Genomic DNA, 18899 nt, shown 5'->3' with positions numbered 1-18899 from the left:
CGGCCTCTCCCGTTCAATAATGGTAAGGTTGGCAAAACTAAGTAAATGGCGTCCTGCTTCTCCCCGCTTTAGCGAGGCACTCCTGGGTGGATGAGACAACGGGGCGTCGAACTACTGCCATAAGGAGACAACTATGAGTCGTGCGGCCGATAGCGGTCACGGTGCCGAGGACACCGCAGCGATGCCTTCGATAAGCGGCGAGGGGAACAAGGGTCGGGGAGTGCTGGGCTGGCACCGCCTTCTGGATTGGCGCCCGCGCAGCGCTTTGTCGCGGGTGCTTATCGTATTCTTCCTCGTTGCGCCCATCATCGTGGCCGGAACCATGATGTGGGCCATGTGGGATCCATCCAAGTACATGCGCAATATTGACCTCGCAGTGGTCAATGAAGACGCGGGCGTGGACAAGCAGGGCAAGCACACCAACTATGGCGACCAGGTGGTCGAGGGCTTGCTAGAGACTGACTACCTCAAATTCTCTGAGGTCAACAAGGACGACGGCGAAGAGGGCTTGGTCAAGGGCAAGTACTTGATGGTCGTGACGATTCCGAAGAACTTTTCCGAGCAGGCCGTGACCATCATCAGCGATAAGCCCGAAAAACCGGAGATCAACTTCGCTACGAATGACTATTACGGCACGAATGGCTCGGTGATTTCCTCCAGCCTCATTCCGCAGGTGCAAACGAGCGTGGAAAACGCCATTTCCAAAAAGTACGCCGACCAGGTTATTGAGGGACTTACTAAGTTGAGCGACGGCCTGGGCAATGCCGCGGACGGCGCGGGGCGCCTTGATGAGGGCGCTGGAAAGCTGCAAGAGGGCGGCGGGCGCGCGGTTGAGGGCATCAACAAGCTCGACAACGGTGCGGGCACGCTCAATAACGGCACGGCCGAGCTCCTCAACGGAACGACGCGGCTCAATGACGGCGTCGTGCGGTTGAATGATGGTGCGGGCAAGCTTAGTGATGGCGCAGCGCGCCTCGATGACGGCGCCTCCCGGCTTGCCGATGGCTCCGACAAGCTCCTTGCCGGTACCGGCCGCCTTGCCGATGGTGCAGGCCAGATCGACGCCGGGGTCAATCAGCTCACCGGCATGCTCATCCCCGTGCTGAAGCAAGCCCAAGCCGTGGTTCCTGGCCTTACCCAGCTGGTAGACATCCTGCGCGGGCTCGGCATGACCCAGCAAGCGGATCAGCTCTACTCGTTGGTATCCAGGCTCGATCCCGCCTCTAGTGGAAATATGGTGGGGCAGCTGGAGAAGCTTTCCGCAGGCACCGGGCAGCTGCACTACAACCTGTCCGACCCGCAGTCGGAATACCTCGGCGGGCTGACCTCACTGAACGGCGGTGCGCACCGCCTATCCGATGGCATCAAGGAGCTGCGCGGCGGAGTTGGCAAGCTCAGTGACGGTACCTCGCAGCTGCAGGACGGTGCGACCCGCCTGCAGGATGGCGCCTCTCGTCTCCACGATGGCACGGGCGCGCTCAAGGAGGGCACCGGCCGCCTGGCTGAAGGCGGAGCCGAGCTCAAGGGCGGCTTGGACCGCCTCCAGGAAGGCTCCGGCGAGCTATCCACGAAGCTTGCCGAAGGCGCCGCCAAGGCACCTACCATTTCCCGCCCAGAGGATTCCGCGCAAAATATCGCAGTACCCATTAACTTCACCGCATCCAATGTCCACCCCGTGCAGACGGTGGTCAACCCAGCGGACCCGACCGAAAAGAATATTACCGGCGGCGCCTCCATGCTCTTCGTGCTCGTATTTGGCTTCCTCGTCATGCTGCTCTTGGCGATGACGCTGCCGTACTACATGGCGCGCCGGGGAGCCCGCGTCACCAGCCCGGCCCGCAGCGTATTCGACGCCTTTGCCGCGCTGACCGGCCTGAACTTCGTCATACTGGCGTTTATGGCCCTGATGTCTTCCACCTTGGGGTGGCAGCCGGCAAGCTGGTCCATGATTGCGCTCGTACTCGCCGCGATTTCCGCCGTGGGTGCGGCGACCTACCAGTTCTTCCTGATTACCTTCGGGCGCAAGATCGGTTCGATCTTTGCCGCCGGCGCGTTCGCCCTGGGCGGGATGGTCTTTGGCGGGGTCTGGCCGGTCCTGGCGATTCCGCGCGCGCTCAGCCTGCTGCACCCTTTCCACCCGATGTCCTACGCCAAGGACGCGTTCACCCGCGCCACCGACGGCATTCATGATGGCACCTTCTGGAGCAGCATCATTATCCTCTTTAGCATCACGGTGGGTGCCGTGGTGGCGTCGTACTTGGTCTTCCGGGCGCGGCACCTGGGCACGGCAAAGATCCTCGATGAGCACCACTCCATCCTCCGCTCGCCCATGCCTGCCTAAGGCGTGCTGCGCGCCCGGCTCGCCCCAGGTAGGGTAGTAAATCCGCGAAGTAGAGGAATTTGGAATTGGCCGGTTCCTATGGAAAGATAATCCATCGTTCTATGTAACGGGCACGAACCGGTCAGGCCTCCGGCCGCCAGGGTCCTCTGTCCCAAACTGAAAAGGAATATTGGTATGACCAACATTATCGACAAGGTCGATGCAGCACAGCTGCGCGACGACATCCCGTCCTTCCGCCCCGGCGATACACTCGACGTCAACGTCAAGGTTATTGAGGGTAACAACGAGCGTGCACAGCTCTTCAAGGGCATCTGCATCCGCCGCCAGGGCTCCGGTATCCGCGAGACCTTCACCGTGCGTAAGGTTTCCTTCGGTATCGGCGTAGAGCGTACCTTCCCGGTTCACTCCCCGAACCTCGAGTCCATCAAGGTCTCCCGCCGCGGCCGCGTTCGCCGTGCGAAGCTGTACTACCTGCGCGATCTGCGCGGCAAGAAGGCTCGCATCAAGGAGCGTCGCTAGTTCTAACGCCCGCCCTGGGCAGCGCCTATCTCCCTTCCTTTCCTGCATACACAGTGCCGGAAAGGAAGGGAGATTTTTATTGTGCACTCCTCGAATCATTTCGATTTCCTGTGAATCGCCCCGCAGTCACGGGAGCCAATCCGGATCGCGGGCACGCAGTTGCTAGGATCTGACGGGTGAATAACGAAAGCATCTCGCAGGGCAAAGAAGCGGCCGCGGAGGAATCAACCACGGAGAAAAAACAAATGCCGTGGTGGCTGGAGACTCTCGTGGTCGTCGTCTCCGTGCTGGTGGTCGTGGGGCTATTCCAAAACTTCATCGGCCGCCAATACGTGATTCCCTCAGGATCCATGGAGCCGACGCTGCATGGCTGTGAGGGATGCACGAATGACCGCATCTTTACAGAAAAGGTCTCTTACTACGGCGATAAGGGCCCAGAGCCAGGCGATGTCGTGGTCTTTAAGGGCACCGACGACTGGAACGGGAGTTACGTCTCCCCGCGCTCATCCAATGCCGTCATTCACGGCATTCAGGATGCGCTGAGCTTTATCTCCTTGGCGCCACCAGATGAAAATACCCTGGTCAAGCGCGTTATCGCCACCGGCGGACAGACGGTGTCCTGCCAAGAGGGCGATCCCGCCGTCATGGTGGATGGCAAGCCCATCAAGCAGGACTACGTGCAGGATCCGCCGACCTACCCAGTGGATGAATCGACCGGATCGGAAGCCTGCGGTGGCCCGTATTTCGGCCCAGTGAAGGTGCCTGAGGATAATATCTGGGTCATGGGGGATAACCGCACCGCGTCTGCCGATTCGCGCTACCACATGGGCGATAACTTCCACGGCACGATCCCCGTAGATAACGTGCGCGGAAAGGTGCAGTTCGTATTCTGGCCGTTCAACCGCATTGGTGGGGTCGATGACCCAGACATCCAAAGCTAAACCACAGCAACAGCGCCTGCGCACGCGCGATTTCCTTGCGCCGGTCATAGGCGGCTTCGTGCTCCTAGTTTTATTGCAGGCATTCGTCGGCCGGATGTATGTCATCCCCTCCGCGTCGATGGAACCCACGCTGCATGGTTGTACCGGCTGCGATAATGACCGCATCGCGGTGCAGAAGATGAGCTATTACTTCCACGACCCGGACCCGGGCGATGTCGTGGTATTTGAAGGACCTGAGTCCTGGAATACGGAATTTGAGGTGCAGCGCTCCGATAACGTGCTTGTGCGCGGCGCCCAAAACGCCTTGGCGTCGGTGGGGCTTTTGCCCAATGGGGAAAATATCCTAGTCAAGCGCGTTATCGCTACCGAGGGTCAGACGGTCAAGTGCGAGGAGGGCGATTCCGCGGTGATGGTGGATGGTGCACCGATAGACCAGAGCTTCACGTTGGATCCGCCCGAGATCCCGGTCGATCCCAGCTCCGGCTCGCAGGCTTGCGGTGGCCAGTACTTTGGCCCCGTGACCGTCCCAGAAGGCAATATGTGGGTCATGGGGGATAACCGCACCAATTCCCTGGACTCTCGCGCGCACATAGGCGATCACCTGCAAGGCACCGTACCGGTGGACAACGTGCGCGGCAAGGTAGAAGCCGTGATCCTGCCCGTATCGCGCTTTGGCGGCATCGACGATCCGGATATCCAGGATGCGGCGGCTTAAACAGCAGCGCACCTTTGAAGTGGCGTTGGCCCGGGCGGGGCTCGGCCCCGTCGCCGGGGTGGATGAGGCCGGCCGCGGTGCGTGCTGCGGCCCCGTCACCGTCGCCGCCTGCATCCTGCCCGAGCGCATCGTGAGCGAATTGGATACCTTAACTGATTCCAAAAAGCTCACGCCTCGCCAGCGCGAAAAGCTCTTCCCCATCATCAAAGACAAGGCTGTAGACTGGTCTGTGGTGCATATTGGTGCGGGGGACATCGACAAGCGCGGCATCCAGCACGCCAATACCTCAGGCATGCGCCGGGCGATAGCGCGCCTGGAACAGCGCCCAGGCTATGTGCTTTCCGATGCCCTCTTTATCCCCGGCCTCACCCAACCCCACCTGCCCATCATCGGTGGGGACGCGGCGGCGCGGTGCATCGCGGCGGCGAGCGTGCTGGCCAAGGTAAGCCGAGATCGCCTCATGCGGGATCTAGACGAGCGCTTTCCAGGTTATGGATTGGCTGGGCATAAGGGCTATGGAACCAAGGCACACGAGGCCGCGATTGCCGCCTTGGGGGCGAGTCCAGAACACCGCATGAGCTACAGCAATGTGCAGCGCGCGCATGCCCACTTCACTGCGCGTGCCTAGCGAAAATTGTGGTTTCTGCGCGCTAAGCTAGGGCGAGCTATCCCATATTTTGGAGGTCCACAGTGAGTGCAGAGGAACTCGAAAACTACGAGGCAGAGGTAGAGCTGTCCCTTTACCGCGAATATCGCGATGTCGTCAGCCAGTTTTCTTATGTCGTAGAAACCGAACGACGATTCTACCTGGCCAATGCCGTAGAACTGATTCCCCATACCGCCGGGCCCGATGTGTACTACGAGGTGCGCATGTCCGATGCCTGGGTATGGGATATGTACCGTTCCGCCCGATTCGTGCGCTACGTCCGCGTCATTACCTACAAGGACGTCAATATCGAGGAACTGGATAAGCCGGATTTCATCATGCCGGACTAGGGAACTGGGCGCCTGTCAACTCGGCGCCCGCTTCATCCCGCCGCAGCTGTGGATAACTCTTCGTGATGCCGAAGTTATTCACATCCGCGGCGGTTTTCTGGTTTTCGGGCTTGCAGCCGGCCCGCATCCTGCGATGTTCTGTGCGTGCAGCACAAACAGCACGAAAGAAAAGGACGCCGCACATGCAATTTGCATCCGATAATCACCTCGCTACGAAGCACCCTCGGCACAGGCAAGAACTGGGCAAGCGGGGAGAATCATTCGCCGCGCGCTACCTCCGCGAGCGTGGCTCCGATATCATCGCCGCCAACGTCTCCTACCGAGTGGGAGAAATCGACCTTATTGCCCGCGAGCCCGATGGCACGATCGTCTTCGTAGAGGTAAAAACCCGCTCTACCGCGAGCTATGGCACAGCCGAGGCCGTGACTCCACACAAGCTTGCCCGCATGCGCAGGGCCGCCGTCCAGTGGCTAGACGGCAAGCCACTGGCCACCGTGCGCTTCGATGTCATAGCCCTCGTGGTCAAAGGCGAGGGTTTTGAACTAGAGCACTTTACGGGGGTCGACGATGGCTCTCGGTAAATGCTTAGCAGTCTCCCTGCACGGCGTGCTCGCCCGCGTCATCAACGTCGAAGCCAACGTAGGGCACGGCCTGCCCGGAATCCATGTGGTGGGGCATGCGGATACCGCGATATCTGAATCCCGCGACCGCATCAAGACCGCCGCCGCGAATTCCCGCCTGCCATGGCCGAAAACCAAGGTGATCGTGTCCATGTCGCCGGCCTCGCTCCCAAAATCAGGATCCCATTTTGACCTGCCTATGGCGCTTGCGATTCTCGCCGCCCACGTAGAACAGCACGGCGCTGACTACGCGCGTTCCGTGCAGTCACCCAGTCAGGTTCTTAAAGAAACCCTGGTGCTTGGGGAACTAGGCCTGGACGGCACGGTTAGAGCAGTACCCGGTATCATCCCAGCGCTTCTCGCTGCCCGCGAGGAGGGCATTTCTACGCTGGTCATTCCGCCAGGAAATGCTGCCGAGGCTACCCTCGTTCCCGATATGAATGTGCTGGTTGCAGCCACGCTCTTTGATGCCTTTGCGTGGGCGCTAGGAGAGCGCGACCTACCCCGCGCGGCCGAGTGCTGCTCTGACCAACTCGCACCGGCACCCACACAGGAACGGCTCGACTATTGCGATATAGCCGGCCAGCACCATGCAAAGTGGGCTGCAGAAGTCGCCGCCGCCGGTGGGCACCACCTGTTAATGATCGGCCCACCGGGCTCGGGGAAATCCATGATTGCCTCGCGATTGCCCAGCATTCTTCCGGCGCTAAGCCCAGACCAGATGGTAGAAACCACTGCCATCCACTCGCTGACGGGAACTCCCGGTGAAGTGGTGTCCCACGCACCCTTCATCGCCCCGCACTCTTCGGTTACCCGCGCGGCGCTCCTTGGTGGAGGAAGCGGCCATCCTCGCCCAGGCGCGGTGAGCTTGGCCCATAATGGGGTGCTCTTCCTCGATGAGGTCAGCGAGGTAAGCGCCCCAGTGCTCGACGGCATGCGCGCGCCTTTGGAAGAAGGCCATGTCCGCCTGGCACGCGCGCAGCAGGAGATTGACTACCCGGCGCGATTCCAACTGATTATGGCAGCCAACCCCTGTCGGTGCGCCGCCGAAGATCCCTCTAAATGTACGTGCAATCCGCATGACCGGCTTAATTATCTATCGAATCTCTCCGGGCCGTTGCGCGACCGCTTGGACATGGTGGTCACCCTCTCCGGACAGTCAGCCACCATCAATGCGGAGGGCGAAGAATCCTCTGCTGCCATTGCCGAGCGGGTCGCCGCGGCCCGCGACCGTGCCCGGGTGCGCTGGGCGGCCGACGGCATTCCCGCGCGCGTCAACGGCGCCGTGCCCTCGTCATATTTGCGCCGGCACCGCCCGGCTTCCGAGTCCGCCATGATCATGTTGTCTGCCTACCTCGCCGAGGGCGAGATTTCGCAGCGCGGCATCGACCGCGTCCTGCGCGTGTCGTGGACCTTGGCGGATTTGCACGGCAGCTCCACACCCGATCTTGCGGAAGTGGGCCAAGCCCTCGACCTTCGTTCGAGCCAGACGGTAGGGAGGATTTCGGCATGAGCGATCTTGATTTATCGACTCCACTTGCCACATGGGTATATCTCAATCGCGTGGTGGAAGGCCCGTCCGCCTCCTTGCAGGCCTTGCTGGAACATCATTCGGCCGAAGAGATTGCCCACGGGATTTATCACCGAGCCGATTGGATCGGTCCTCTTTTAGCCCGCACCGCCTCGCGGTTTGATTGGGTGCGGCAAAAAGAAGACCTCGCCGCCGCAGAGCGCGTGGGGGCGCGATTGATCACTGCCGATAGCCCCGAGTGGCCAGCCGAGGCGTTTTCTTCTGCCTTTGGCTTCTACCAGAATGGCGCGGATGCGCCGGCCACATTCGATGAGCAAGCGGTGCCGCCACATAGCTTGTGGGTACGCGGCTCAGCGCTTAAACCCGAGGTAGGGCAGGCCGTTGGAATCGTAGGCACGCGCGCCATTTCGCGCTACGGGTGGCAGGCAACCCAAAGCGTGGTCTCAGGCCTAGTGAATCATCAGTGGACTATCGTCTCCGGCGGGGCTTTGGGGGTAGATACCGTGGCGCATGAGACCGCCTTGCACAATGCGGGGCGCACTGTCGCGGTCGCCGCGTGCGGAATCGATAAGAATTATCCAGCCCGCAACGGTGGACTCTTTGATCAGATAGCCGATAATGGCTGCATCGTCTCCGAATTCGCTCCAGAGACTGCACCCAAGCGGCATCGCTTCCTCATTCGCAACCGCCTTGTTGCTGCGCTAAGCCAAGGAATCGTGGTCATGGAAGCGGCATATCGCTCGGGCGCGCTTAATACCCTCAACTGGGCAGAAGCCTTGGGGCGCGTTGCCATGGCCGTGCCGGGACCAATTACGACGAGCGGTTCGCTCGGGTGCCACCAGCGCATCCAGGATGGACGAGCCCAGTTGGTCGCCAGCGCCGACGAAGTCCGCGCCCTGGTGGGCCGCGCCGGGACGGTTGATCCGGAGGCGCAGTATGAAATGAATTTTGCGGCGTCTTTAACGCAGCGATTATCGCGGAATGAGCTGCGAGTCTTTGATGCGACCCCGCCGCCAGGAAGCCCTCCGGCTACTGCTGAAGATATTGCGCGGGACGCGGGATTCCGCCTGCCCCTCACCGTCCACTTATTGCTTGCCTTAGAGAAAATGTGTGTGATCGTGCGGGAGGGAAATAACTGGGTTCGCTTAGAGATGGGCTGAAAAGCAAGTAAACTCGTGGGGTATGAGTGATAAATGGAAGGCCGCAGTAAGTCGTGGCCCGGTCGGGCAGATGGACGAGGCTATCGAGGACTTCGCGGACTTCCAACTCCACGTCAAGGGCCGTGCGGAGGCCACGGTGCGTGGCTACCGCGCGGACTTAAAAAACCTGGCCCAAGACATCGATGCATTTGCGGACTTTAACCTCAATAACCTGCGCCAGTGGCTAGGAAACGCGGTCGCAGAAGGAAAGGCGCGCGCAACGCTGGCGCGCAGGACAGCCTCAGTTAAAGCCTTTTCTACCTGGGCGGAAAGGGAAGGCTACCTAAGCCGCGATGTTGCGGCACGATTGGTAACACCGAAGGTGGGACAGCATCTCCCGACGGTGATGGCCCCGCAACAGGCGGGCGAACTTGTGGGCAACGCCGTTTCTGTCGATGAAGCGCATTTTCAGCGCGATAGCGCGATTTTGGAGTTGCTCTATGCCACCGGAATGCGCGTGGCGGAATTGGTCCGCCTCGATATAGAAGACGTGGACTTTAAGCGGTCCACCGCACGTGTTACTGGTAAGGGAAATAAGCAACGGGTCGTGCCCTTTGGTGCCGCCGCAACCGATGCCCTGCAGCAGTGGATAGACGGCGGGCGTAAAGAAATGGCGCGGGGAGATACCCAGGCCATCTTTGTAGGCAGCAGGGGAGCGCGCATTGACCAGCGCCAGGTGCGGCGCATCGTGGACAAAGCCGCCACGGTCACCGGCACAAGTGGCCTAACCCCGCACGGGGTGCGCCACCTTGCGGCTACACATCTCTTAGAAGGCGGCGCGGACCTGCGCGTGGTCCAAGAGTTACTGGGGCACTCGTCTTTGAGTACCACGCAAATCTATACACATGTCTCCGCAAAGCGGCTAAAGCAGGTTTATTCCCAGGCCCACCCGCGGGCCTGAGTGATTCTTATAAAGGCTTGAGGCGGATAACCGGCATATCCAGCAGGCTTAAGGGGTCAATGTAGCTGTCCTTGGCAATCCGGGCGCCCCAATGCAGCCCTGGTGTGCCGTCTACTGGGTGGGCGAGCTTGCCTATAGTTTGGCCCTCGTGCACCGCTTGGCCTTGGGTGACGCTCGCGTGCACGGGTTGATACGTGGTGCGTATGCCATCTGCATGGTCGATCGAGATGACCGGGGTTCCGGCGACGGTGCCGACAAAAGCGACGGTGCCGGATTCGGCGGCGACGACGCGGCCGCCAATTCTTAGGGCCATATCGACGCCGCGGTGTCCCGCACTCCACTTATGCTCGGGCTTATCAAAGCCGCGCAGCACTCGCACCGGGCGCGGTTTACCCGAGGCGGGATCGACGTATGCGGCAGCGGGCGCGGCGCACAGTAGCACTAGCGCACCAGTGAGGATGGTGGCGAGGGTGGGGATAAGGGGGCATCGGCAAGCGGCGGTATTTCGTGGTCGTGGCAATAAGTGCATGTGGCACAGTGTGGTGCGCTGCGGTCAATAATGCCCGGCGAAAGGTGGACCGGCTGTGGATAAACCAGCAGCGGTGGGGCGGAAGAAACTCAAGTGACAACCGAGGTAAAACGCTCAAAGAAACTTGTGGAAAAGTGCTTGTTCGGTTTGGAAAATCCAGCTGGCTGGGATTATTGTCTTTCATAGCAGTGCGTCCGCTGGGAGTTAACCCTCACGGAGGCATTGACTACGCGCGACGAAGTTGTCGCATCCTGAGTTAAGGGTGTGGCGGTCCGACAGCTGACGCGGTCCTTGGAAACAAGGTGTTGGCAGGGCCTTCGTTGCTAGGGTGCGGAATAAAACACCGCACAATTGGAAAACCGAAAGACAATTAAAAGAAAGCGAGCGAATCATGGCAGTTGTAACCATGCGCGAGCTCCTCGACGCTGGTGTGCACTTTGGTCACCAGACCCGTCGCTGGAACCCGAAGATGCGTCGTTTCATCTTCACCGACCGTAACGGCATCTACATCATCGACCTGCAGCAGACGCTGACCTACATCGATGAGGCATACGAGTTCGTTAAGGAAACCGTCGCTCACGGTGGCACCATCCTTTTCGTTGGCACCAAGAAGCAGGCGCAGGAAGCAGTTGCTGAAGAAGCAACCCGCGTCGGCATGCCTTATGTTAACCACCGCTGGTTGGGCGGCATGCTCACCAACTTCCAGACCGTGTCCAAGCGCCTGAAGCGCATGAAGGAGCTTCAGGCAATGGATGAGCGCGAGGACGGCTACAAGGGCCGTACCAAGAAGGAAGTTCTGATGCTCAACCGCGAGCGCGCCAAGCTTGAGCGCGTTCTGGGCGGCATCTCCGAGATGGCCAAGACCCCGTCCGCACTGTGGATTGTTGATACCAACAAGGAGCACATCGCGGTTAAGGAAGCCCACAAGCTGAACATCCCGGTTGTTGCCATCCTGGACACCAACTGCGACCCGGATGACGTTGACTTCCCGATCCCAGGCAACGATGACGCAATCCGTTCCACCAAGCTGCTGTCCGGCATCGTGGCTTCCGCCGTCGAAGAGGGCAAGAAGGCTCGCGAGGAGCGCCAGCTCGCAGCCGCTAAGGAAGCTGCCGGCGATTCCGCAGAGAAGGAACAGCGCGATGCTGAGGCTGCTGCAGCCGCATCCGATCCTGCTTCTGCAGAAAAGGCTGAGGAAGCACCCGCAGACAAGCCTGCACAGTAGGCCTGCCTCTTGTGAGGATTCTTTCTTAACTGCACTTAATTGAATACCCCACGCACATTTTGGTGTGGGGCAGCTAGGGAATAATTCCTGTACAAGGCTGTTTACCTAACCCCTACCACCGTGTGCTACGGCGGTGGGGGTTACTTTTATCTATGCTGGAGGCGGCTAAACCTAGCCTCCGTACAATCGCATTGATGAAGGAAACTGGGGTAGATACCCCCACCCAAAGACGGCGCGAGACCGCTTCTTCGGCTACGCTGTCTCAACGAACACTGACTGATTTTCAAGGAGGATCGCCCTAACTATGGCGAACTACACTGCTGCAGACGTGAAGGCACTGCGCGAAGCAACTGGCTCCGGCATGCTCGATTGCAAGAAGGCGCTGGAAGAAAACGGCGGCGACTACGACAAGGCCGTTGAATTCCTGCGCATCAAGGGCGCAAAGAACGTGTCCAAGCGCGCTGACCGCGAGGCTACCGAGGGCCTCGTTGCCGTATCCGGTAACACCATGGTTGAGATCAACTGCGAGACCGACTTCGTGGCAAAGAACGAGGGCTTCCAGTCCTTCGCTAAGAAGATTGTTGAAGCTGCAGCCGCAGCCAAGGCTAACTCGCCGGAAGAACTCAACAACGTAGAGATCGACGGCCAGAAGGTCTCCGAGTTCGTTGACCAGGAGTCCGCAAAGACCGGTGAGAAGCTGCAGGCACGCCGTGCAGTCACCGTCGATGGCGACAACGTTGCTGTCTACCTGCACCAGCGCTCCGCTGACCTGCCTCCTGCAGTCGGTGTCTTGGTTTCCTACGAAGGCAACAAGGAAGGCGCACACGCTGCCGCTCTGCAGATTGCAGCTATGAACGCTGAGTACCTGAAGCGCGAAGACGTTCCTGCAGAGATCGTCGAGAAGGAGCGCTCCATCGCTGAGGCCACCACTCGCGAGGAAGGCAAGCCTGAGGCTGCGCTTCCAAAGATCGTGGAAGGCCGCCTGAACGGCTTCTACAAGTCCGTTGTTCTGCTGGAGCAGGCTTCCTTGTCCGATAACAAGAAGACCGTCAAGCAGGTCGCAGAAGAGGTCGGCACCACCATCACCGGCTTCGTCCGCTACGAGGTTGGCGCTTAAGCCTCAGCCGCTTTTTAGCCTTTAAAGCCCACGGGAGGTACACCCTCTCGGTGGGCTTTTCTGCTGTCTAGGGGCAATGGGGAAGGGGCGGCTGCCGGGCCGCGGTGCGGTGTGGGGAAGCGAGGGCAGTGTAGGTAAGATAGAAAAGAAATAAATCAGCCCCCGCAAAAGGAGACGATGAAGGCGTGACTTCTGCAGACGAGAAGCGAACCGGATACAAACGAGTAATGCTGAAACTCGGTGGCGAAATGTTTGGCGGCGGCAAGGTTGGCATCGACCCGGACGTTGTCGATAACGTCGCTCGCCAAATCGCTGAAGTGGCCGAGCAGGGCATCGAAATCGCCGTGGTGATCGGCGGCGGCAACTTCTTCCGCGGTGCAGAGCTTTCACAGCGCGGCATGGACCGCGCCCGGTCTGACTACATGGGAATGCTGGGCACGGTCATGAACTCGTTGGCCCTGCAGGACTTCTTGAAGCAAAAGGGCGTTGATTGCCGCGTGCAAACGTCTATCAACATGGCGCAAATCGCGGAGCCATACCTGCCACTGCGCGCTGACCGCCACTTGGAGAAGGGCCGCGTCGTTATTTTTGGTGCCGGCATGGGCATGCCGTACTTTTCCACGGATACCACCGCCGCGCAGCGTGCCCTGGAAATCGGAGCCGATGTCCTCTTCCTGGCCAAGGGTGTTGATGGCGTGTACTCCGACGACCCACGGACGAACCCCGATGCGGAGCTCTACACCCGAATCACTCCGCGCGAGGTTATTGAAAAGGGGCTCAAGGTAGCCGATGCAACCGCCTTTAGCCTGTGCATGGACAATGACATGCCGATTTTGGTCTTTAACCTCTTGGAAGAGGGGAATATTGCCCGCGCCGCAAGCGGCCAGGTTATCGGCACGCTGGTGCAGTCCTAATTCTAAAACGGCACAGAACCTGCTACCTTTTATACAGCTACCCCTCAACGTTGAAGGATGATTCAGCCTCATGATCGATGACATTCAGCTCGAAGCCGAAGAACACATGACCGCTTCCGTCGAGCACACCCGCGAGCAGCTGGTGACCATTCGCACCGGCCGCGCGAACCCGGCGATGTTCAACGGACTCATCGCGGAGTACTACGGTGCGCCGACCCCGATTACTCAGATGGCTACCATCTCCGTGCCAGAGCCGCGCATGTTGCTCATCAAGCCATACGAGCAGTCCATGATCCAAGAGATTGAAAACTCCATCCGCAATTCGGACCTGGGCGTTAACCCCACCAACGATGGCCACGTACTGCGTGTGACCGTTCCGCAGTTGACCGAGGAACGCCGTAAGGAAATGGTCAAGCTGGCCAAGAGCAAGGGCGAGGACGGCAAGATTGCCATCCGTAATATCCGCCGCAAGGCCATGGAACAGCTGAAGAAGCTCCAAAAGGATGGCGAAGAGGGCGAGGATGAGGTCCTTGCCGCAGAAAAGGAAATGGAAAAGATTACCGCTGGCTATGTCGAGCAGGTTGACAAGCTGGTGGAAAACAAGGAATCCGAATTGATGGAGGTCTAGGCCTTTTCCGCTGCCGCCGCGCCCACCTCGGCCGGCGGCGCTTTTCTGTACGTAGTATTTTTGTATAGGAAATAGATAAGCCCCGCGACGCGCATACAACGCCAAGTGAAAGGAGCCGGTCACGGTGAGTGACGCCTTGAACCGCCGATTGCCGCAGCCGAAAAATGGCCCTGGCCGTGACTTACCGGCGGCTATTGGAGTAGGCGTGGGGCTCGGCGCCCTCGTTGTCCTCGCCGTGTGGGCTGGCCCCTTGGCCTGGTATGCGGTGGTAGCCGTCGCCGTCGGCGGGGCCATGTGGGAAGTTCTTACCCGCCTGCGGGAGAACTCGTACTATATCCCGCGCACGCTGTTAATCATCTTGGGCCAGGCCATGGTGTGGATTTCCTGGCCGCTTGGCGCGCCCGGCCTCGTGGCCGTCTACGTCACCGCCGTACTCATTTTGATGTTCGGCAGGCTTTTCCATAATGGGCGGCATCGCCCACCCATCAATTATCTGCGGGACATGTCCGTCGGCATTTTCGTGCTGACGTGGATTCCGCTTTTCGCCACCTTTGCTGCGATGCTATCGCTGATTTCTACCCCGGTGGCCAGCGGCGCTGCTTCCATCGTGGTCTTTATGCTGTGCGTGGTCGCCTCCGATACGGGCGGCTATATCGTCGGCGTGATGTTTGGCTCCTACCCCATGGCACCGGCCGTGAGCCCGAAGAAATCCTGGGAGGGCTTTTGCGGCTCCATTGGCTTCGGCGTCATCGTTGGTGCCGTGTCCGTCCATTTCCTCTTGCATCATTCGGCGTGGATAGGCGCCTTGATGGGGCTCGGCCTTGTGATTTGCGCCTCGTTGGGTGACTTGGTGGAATCGCAGTTTAAGCGAGAGCTGGGCATTAAGGATATGTCCCACATCCTCCCCGGGCATGGTGGTTTGATGGACCGCCTTGATGGCATGCTTCCCTCTGCCATGGTTACCTGGGTGGCCATGAGCCTCATGGCAAATTTCGCGGTCTAAACCGAGTCGCAGTCACCGCGTATAAGGACTGCTGCGCATAAACCGCCGCTTCCCCTGTGCCACCGGAAATATCTCGAGGGCAGGGAGGAGAGCGGCGGTACGGCTCTTTTAGCCTTCGGCCTGCTTACGCAATTGGCGGCGCAATTCAAGCATCCGCCACACACCCACAAGCGCCATGATGAGCGCGCCGCCGATGGTAAACATCAGGTAGGCAATGCCCGCTGGGAACTGCCCCGACCAGCCCAGGAAGTTCATCGGCACTTCTTGCTGGTTTTGCATGATGAAGATGATCAACACGATCAGCAAGAGGAAGCCGACAATGAGCGCTGCCCAAGTGCTAGCGGCGAACGAGCCTTGGGCTTTTTGTGGTGCGGCAGCGGGCTCGGTGGTCCCAGCGTCGGCGCCGGCACCGGTGGAGACTTCCTTGTTTCCGGTTTCGGCCAAAGCGGCATTATCGCCTGCCGCGGTGGCCTCATCATTGGAGGCGGAAAAGTCATCTTCGGGGTATTTCGGATTGGTCATGTGTCCATTATTTCTGTAAACCCTTCCAAAATTCCACTTGGCTATAAATTGAGGCCTTCCCAATTGGAAAAGTACCGGTAAACCGTGGAAAGATGGGCGTTATTATGGCTCAACCAGGAAAACCTAACTTCTCCGCGCCGCGGCGCGGTCTGCCACCCAAGCACTTTGCAGATCTCTCTGAAAGCGAGCGCATCGATAAGCTCGCAGAAATTGGCCTACCTAAATTCCGTGCTAAGCAAATTGCCAAGCACTACTATGAGCATCTCACTGACGACGTCGAAGAGATGACGGATATCCCCGCCGGCAAGCGCGAGGAAGTCAAAGAGGCCTTCTTCCCTGAGCTCATGAAGCCTATTCGTACGACTTCTACCGACGATGGGGAAACCACCAAGTCCCTGTGGCGCTTGCACGACGGCACCTTATTGGAGTCCGTTCTGATGCGGTATCCTGGCCGCGCTACCTTGTGCATTTCTTCCCAGGCTGGCTGCGGAATGGCCTGCCCGTTCTGTGCTACCGGCCAGGGCGGACTAGACCGCAACCTTTCTACCGGCGAAATCGTCGAACAGTTCCGCCACGCAGCCGCAGCAATGGCGGCCGAAGGCGGGCGCTTATCCAATGTGGTCTTCATGGGCATGGGAGAGCCGCTGGCAAACTACAAGCGCGTGGTCCAGGCGGTGCGCCAGATTACCGGCCAGGATGGAACGGGCTTTGGGCTCTCGCAGCGCAATGTGACCGTATCCACCGTGGGTTTGGCACCTGCCATCCGCAAGCTCGCGGACGAAGACCTTGCCTGCACGCTTGCGGTGTCGCTGCACACCCCGGATGATGAGCTGCGCGATAGCCTGGTTCCGGTAAATAACCGCTGGTCCGTTGATGAGGTCCTCGACGCAGCACGGTACTACGCCGATAAATCCGTCCGCCGCGTATCTATCGAGTACGCCCTTATCCGGGATAAGAATGACCAGGATTTCCGCGCCGATATGCTAGGCCGCAAGCTGCACCAGAAGCTCGGCTCCAAGGTGCACGTTAACGTGATCCCTCTTAACCCGACCCCTGGCTCGGAGTGGGACGCAGCTCCTAAGACGCGGCTTGATGAATTCGTGCGCCGCGTCCAAGCACAAGGAGTGCCGTGCACTGTGCGCGATACTAAGGGCGATGAAATCGCGGCAGCCTGTGGCCAACTTGCCGCCGATGAACGAGAAGACATGTCGGCCTAAGAGCCCGCTGTCACAGTCACCTAGGCATTTTTGGATAAGTGCTTAGGTGGTTTTCTCGTTGTATTCTGCGTTTACACGTGCGGTGCAGTCAAACGCAGTACGGCTACGTACCCGGTAAAACCACGAAACCGCCGAGCCCCTCGCAATGAGGAGGATCGGCGGTTTTCCGTAGCTAGGATTATAGCGCGTGCTTGCCGGAGCTTACCTCGGCAGCGTCGGACGCGGAGTCAACGCGCAGGTGGGCTACGCGGGAAGGCTCGATATTCAACGCGCGCAGCTGGGAGTCGGTCAACTCGGTGTAGGCGCCAGAAACGGTCTTCTGGTCATAAGTCCAGTCCCGTTCTTGGTGGTCGGCCGGCTTATTATTAGCGGTGATGGTGCGCACCTGGTTGAGCTTCGGCTCGAAGGTGAAGATGAGCAGGCCCACAACCAACAGGACGGTCAGGGCGACGAGCCAGACGGTCTCCACGTGGCCCTTGTGGTTACCAAAGTTGAAACCAATCATGAAGATCACGGAGATCCAACCCGCGATTTGCACACCAGAGCGGCTGATGCGGGACCAACCGAAGCCTGCGGATGGAACATCTTCGGTAGAAACACCGTCGTAAACCTGCGGTACCGGCTTGTGGGAAGACACTTGCTCTCCTTCGCTATCGCGTGTGTCCATTAATCGAGGGGGCACACCAATGCCATTTGACTGACACCTATTTTAAAACATCGTGGCTGCAAAGGCGATTAAACACCCCCGCCTGCTTGACCGGCTCCACCCCATAGCAGGGCGCGGTAAATGACCGCTAGGGTAGAGGGGTGACTACTCAGCGAATCCTTATCCTTGGCTCCACCGGCTCTATTGGCACGCAAGCATTAGAAGTAATTGCGGATAACCCCGATAAATTCGAGGTCGTGGGCATTGCCGCGGGCGGCTCTAACCCGCAGCAGATCATTGAGCAGGCCCGTAGTTTCCATCTTTCGTTTGACCACATTGCTGTGGCCCAGCCTGCGGCGGCTGCGGAGGTTTCTGCGGCTTTAGGCGGTACGGTACTTTCTGGTGATGGTGCTGCAGAAGAGCTGGTGCGCTCGGTTCCCGCCGATACCGTGCTCAATGCCCTAGTGGGCTCCCTCGGGCTTAAGGCCACTTTAGCCACGCTGGACATGGGCGAGTACCTCGCACTAGCGAATAAGGAGTCCTTGGTTGCCGGCGGCACGCTGGTCACGAAATCCGCGCGGCCAGGCCAGATCATCCCCGTGGATTCGGAGCATTCTGCGATGGCGCAATGCCTGCGCGCGGGCGAAGAGGGCGAGCTGGCGAAGCTCGTCCTCACGGCCTCGGGCGGCCCCTTCCGCGGCCAGACGCGTGAGCAGATGTGGGACGTTACCCCGCAGCAAGCCGCGCAGCACCCCACGTGGTCCATGGGGCAGATGAATACGCTGAATTCCGCCACCTTGATCAATAAGGGGCTCGAGCTCATTGAGGCCACGCTGCTTTTTGATATTGAGCCAGAGCGCATCGATGTCACAGTTCACCCGCAGTCGGTCATTCACTCTATGGCCACTTTTAAAGATGGTTGCACTATCGCCCAGGCTTCGCCGCCGTCGATGAAGCTGCCCATCTCCCTGGCGCTGAATTGGCCCCAGCGTGTGCCGGGGGCGCAGCCGGCGCTCGATTTTTCACAAGCGCATACGTGGCATTTTGAGCCGCTTGATGATGTTTCTTTTCCCGCCGTATCCCTCGCCCGCGAGGCCGCGGCGCAGGGAACTGGAGTGATTTATAACGCGGCCAATGAAGAGGCCGCTGCGGCCTTCTTGTCTGGTCGCATCCACTTCCCAGAGATTGTTGATGTTGTAGGCGAGATCCTCGGGGAGTCTTCCCAGTTTGCTGGTGTAGTCTCTACCCTCGATGAAATCCTCGCCGTAGAGGGTGAGGCTCGCAGGCGCGCGAATGCGCGCATTGACCGTTTAGCTGACTAGAAAGCTTTCTTTA

Annotated in this window: 20 protein-coding genes; 17 read left to right on the top strand and 3 right to left on the bottom strand. The window is 59.5% G+C overall.

Annotation, left to right across the window (positions count from 1 at the left end; translation table 11 throughout):
- Nucleotides 1-133: 133 nt before the first annotated feature.
- The 10 genes from ACLI1Q_RS07950 to ACLI1Q_RS07905 all read left to right on the top strand — a co-directional run bounded on the left by ACLI1Q_RS07950 (nt 134) and on the right by ACLI1Q_RS07905 (nt 9763).
- The gene (locus tag ACLI1Q_RS07950) at nt 134-2341 is read left to right on the top strand and encodes a YhgE/Pip family protein (protein WP_239275475.1); all 2208 of its coding nucleotides are present in this window, start codon (nt 134-136) and stop codon (nt 2339-2341) included.
- Between the two features lie 174 nt (nt 2342-2515).
- On the top strand, nt 2516-2860 hold the full coding sequence (rplS, locus tag ACLI1Q_RS07945) for a 50S ribosomal protein L19 (protein WP_005278655.1): 345 nt from the start codon (nt 2516-2518) through the stop codon (nt 2858-2860).
- A 245-nt stretch (nt 2861-3105) separates the two neighbouring features.
- Entirely contained in the window at nt 3106-3801 is a 696-nt protein-coding gene (gene lepB, locus ACLI1Q_RS07940) for a signal peptidase I (RefSeq protein ID WP_239269541.1), read from the top strand.
- Nucleotides 3779-4516, top strand: a complete 738-nt coding sequence (gene lepB, locus ACLI1Q_RS07935; RefSeq protein ID WP_239269473.1) for a signal peptidase I — start codon at nt 3779-3781, stop codon at nt 4514-4516. The genes lepB (ACLI1Q_RS07940) and lepB (ACLI1Q_RS07935) overlap by 23 nt, the downstream gene beginning before the upstream one ends.
- Nucleotides 4494-5144, top strand: a complete 651-nt coding sequence (locus tag ACLI1Q_RS07930) for a ribonuclease HII (protein ID WP_239269542.1) — start codon at nt 4494-4496, stop codon at nt 5142-5144. Before lepB (ACLI1Q_RS07935) ends, ACLI1Q_RS07930 begins: the two co-directional genes overlap by 23 nt.
- 62 nt (nt 5145-5206) lie before the next feature.
- On the top strand, nt 5207-5512 hold the full coding sequence (locus ACLI1Q_RS07925) for a DUF2469 domain-containing protein (RefSeq protein ID WP_005278666.1): 306 nt from the start codon (nt 5207-5209) through the stop codon (nt 5510-5512).
- A gap of 182 nt (nt 5513-5694) precedes the next feature.
- Nucleotides 5695-6093, top strand: coding sequence for a YraN family protein (locus tag ACLI1Q_RS07920; protein WP_239269474.1), 399 nt, complete (start codon nt 5695-5697; stop codon nt 6091-6093).
- Nucleotides 6080-7645, top strand: coding sequence for a YifB family Mg chelatase-like AAA ATPase (locus ACLI1Q_RS07915; protein WP_239269475.1), 1566 nt, complete (start codon nt 6080-6082; stop codon nt 7643-7645). Before ACLI1Q_RS07920 ends, ACLI1Q_RS07915 begins: the two co-directional genes overlap by 14 nt.
- Complete coding sequence (gene dprA, locus ACLI1Q_RS07910) at nt 7642-8823, top strand: DNA-processing protein DprA (protein ID WP_239275479.1); 1182 nt, start codon at nt 7642-7644, stop codon at nt 8821-8823. Before ACLI1Q_RS07915 ends, dprA begins: the two co-directional genes overlap by 4 nt.
- Before the next feature lie 22 nt (nt 8824-8845).
- The gene (locus ACLI1Q_RS07905; protein WP_239269477.1) at nt 8846-9763 is read left to right on the top strand and encodes a tyrosine recombinase XerC; all 918 of its coding nucleotides are present in this window, start codon (nt 8846-8848) and stop codon (nt 9761-9763) included.
- A gap of 7 nt (nt 9764-9770) precedes the next feature.
- Here ACLI1Q_RS07905 and ACLI1Q_RS07900 read toward each other — a convergent pair whose 3' ends face one another.
- Nucleotides 9771-10292: a M23 family metallopeptidase gene (locus ACLI1Q_RS07900; RefSeq protein ID WP_239269478.1), complete on the bottom strand. Its 522-nt coding sequence runs from the start codon at nt 10290-10292 to the stop codon at nt 9771-9773.
- 391 nt (nt 10293-10683) lie between these two features.
- Between ACLI1Q_RS07900 and rpsB the strand changes: the two genes are divergently transcribed.
- From rpsB to ACLI1Q_RS07875, 5 genes are all read left to right on the top strand, one after another.
- Nucleotides 10684-11517, top strand: a complete 834-nt coding sequence (rpsB, locus tag ACLI1Q_RS07895; RefSeq protein ID WP_005278684.1) for a 30S ribosomal protein S2 — start codon at nt 10684-10686, stop codon at nt 11515-11517.
- 304 nt (nt 11518-11821) lie between these two features.
- Entirely contained in the window at nt 11822-12634 is an 813-nt protein-coding gene (gene tsf / locus ACLI1Q_RS07890) for a translation elongation factor Ts (protein WP_239269479.1), read from the top strand.
- Nucleotides 12635-12861: 227 nt separating this feature from the next.
- Nucleotides 12862-13548 carry a UMP kinase gene (pyrH, locus tag ACLI1Q_RS07885; protein WP_005278688.1) on the top strand — a complete coding sequence of 229 codons (687 nt, stop codon included), beginning with the start codon at nt 12862-12864 and terminating at the stop codon, nt 13546-13548.
- 70 nt (nt 13549-13618) lie between these two features.
- Complete coding sequence (gene frr / locus ACLI1Q_RS07880) at nt 13619-14176, top strand: ribosome recycling factor (protein WP_005278690.1); 558 nt, start codon at nt 13619-13621, stop codon at nt 14174-14176.
- Between the two features lie 124 nt (nt 14177-14300).
- Nucleotides 14301-15179, top strand: coding sequence for a phosphatidate cytidylyltransferase (locus tag ACLI1Q_RS07875; RefSeq protein WP_239269480.1), 879 nt, complete (start codon nt 14301-14303; stop codon nt 15177-15179).
- A 108-nt stretch (nt 15180-15287) separates the two neighbouring features.
- On the opposite strand, the gene ACLI1Q_RS07870 is transcribed toward ACLI1Q_RS07875, so the two are convergent.
- The gene (locus ACLI1Q_RS07870) at nt 15288-15701 is read right to left on the bottom strand and encodes a lipopolysaccharide assembly LapA domain-containing protein (protein WP_239269481.1); all 414 of its coding nucleotides are present in this window, start codon (nt 15699-15701) and stop codon (nt 15288-15290) included.
- Between the two features lie 92 nt (nt 15702-15793).
- Here ACLI1Q_RS07870 and rlmN point away from each other — a divergent pair, with 92 nt between their 5' ends.
- Nucleotides 15794-16918, top strand: coding sequence for a 23S rRNA (adenine(2503)-C(2))-methyltransferase RlmN (gene rlmN / locus ACLI1Q_RS07865; protein WP_411696948.1), 1125 nt, complete (start codon nt 15794-15796; stop codon nt 16916-16918).
- A gap of 178 nt (nt 16919-17096) precedes the next feature.
- On the opposite strand, the gene ACLI1Q_RS07860 is transcribed toward rlmN, so the two are convergent.
- Complete coding sequence (locus ACLI1Q_RS07860) at nt 17097-17585, bottom strand: DUF2631 domain-containing protein (protein WP_239269483.1); 489 nt, start codon at nt 17583-17585, stop codon at nt 17097-17099.
- A gap of 140 nt (nt 17586-17725) precedes the next feature.
- Here ACLI1Q_RS07860 and dxr point away from each other — a divergent pair, with 140 nt between their 5' ends.
- Nucleotides 17726-18886 carry a 1-deoxy-D-xylulose-5-phosphate reductoisomerase gene (gene dxr, locus ACLI1Q_RS07855; RefSeq protein WP_239269484.1) on the top strand — a complete coding sequence of 387 codons (1161 nt, stop codon included), beginning with the start codon at nt 17726-17728 and terminating at the stop codon, nt 18884-18886.
- The last annotated feature ends 13 nt before the right edge of the window (nt 18887-18899 follow it).

This window comes from Corynebacterium limaceinasi, from assembly GCF_046717465.1.
Taxonomy (GTDB): domain Bacteria; phylum Actinomycetota; class Actinomycetes; order Mycobacteriales; family Mycobacteriaceae; genus Corynebacterium.
The sequence above is the reverse complement of the archived record's forward strand: the minus strand, read 5'-3'. Positions and strand labels throughout refer to the sequence as shown.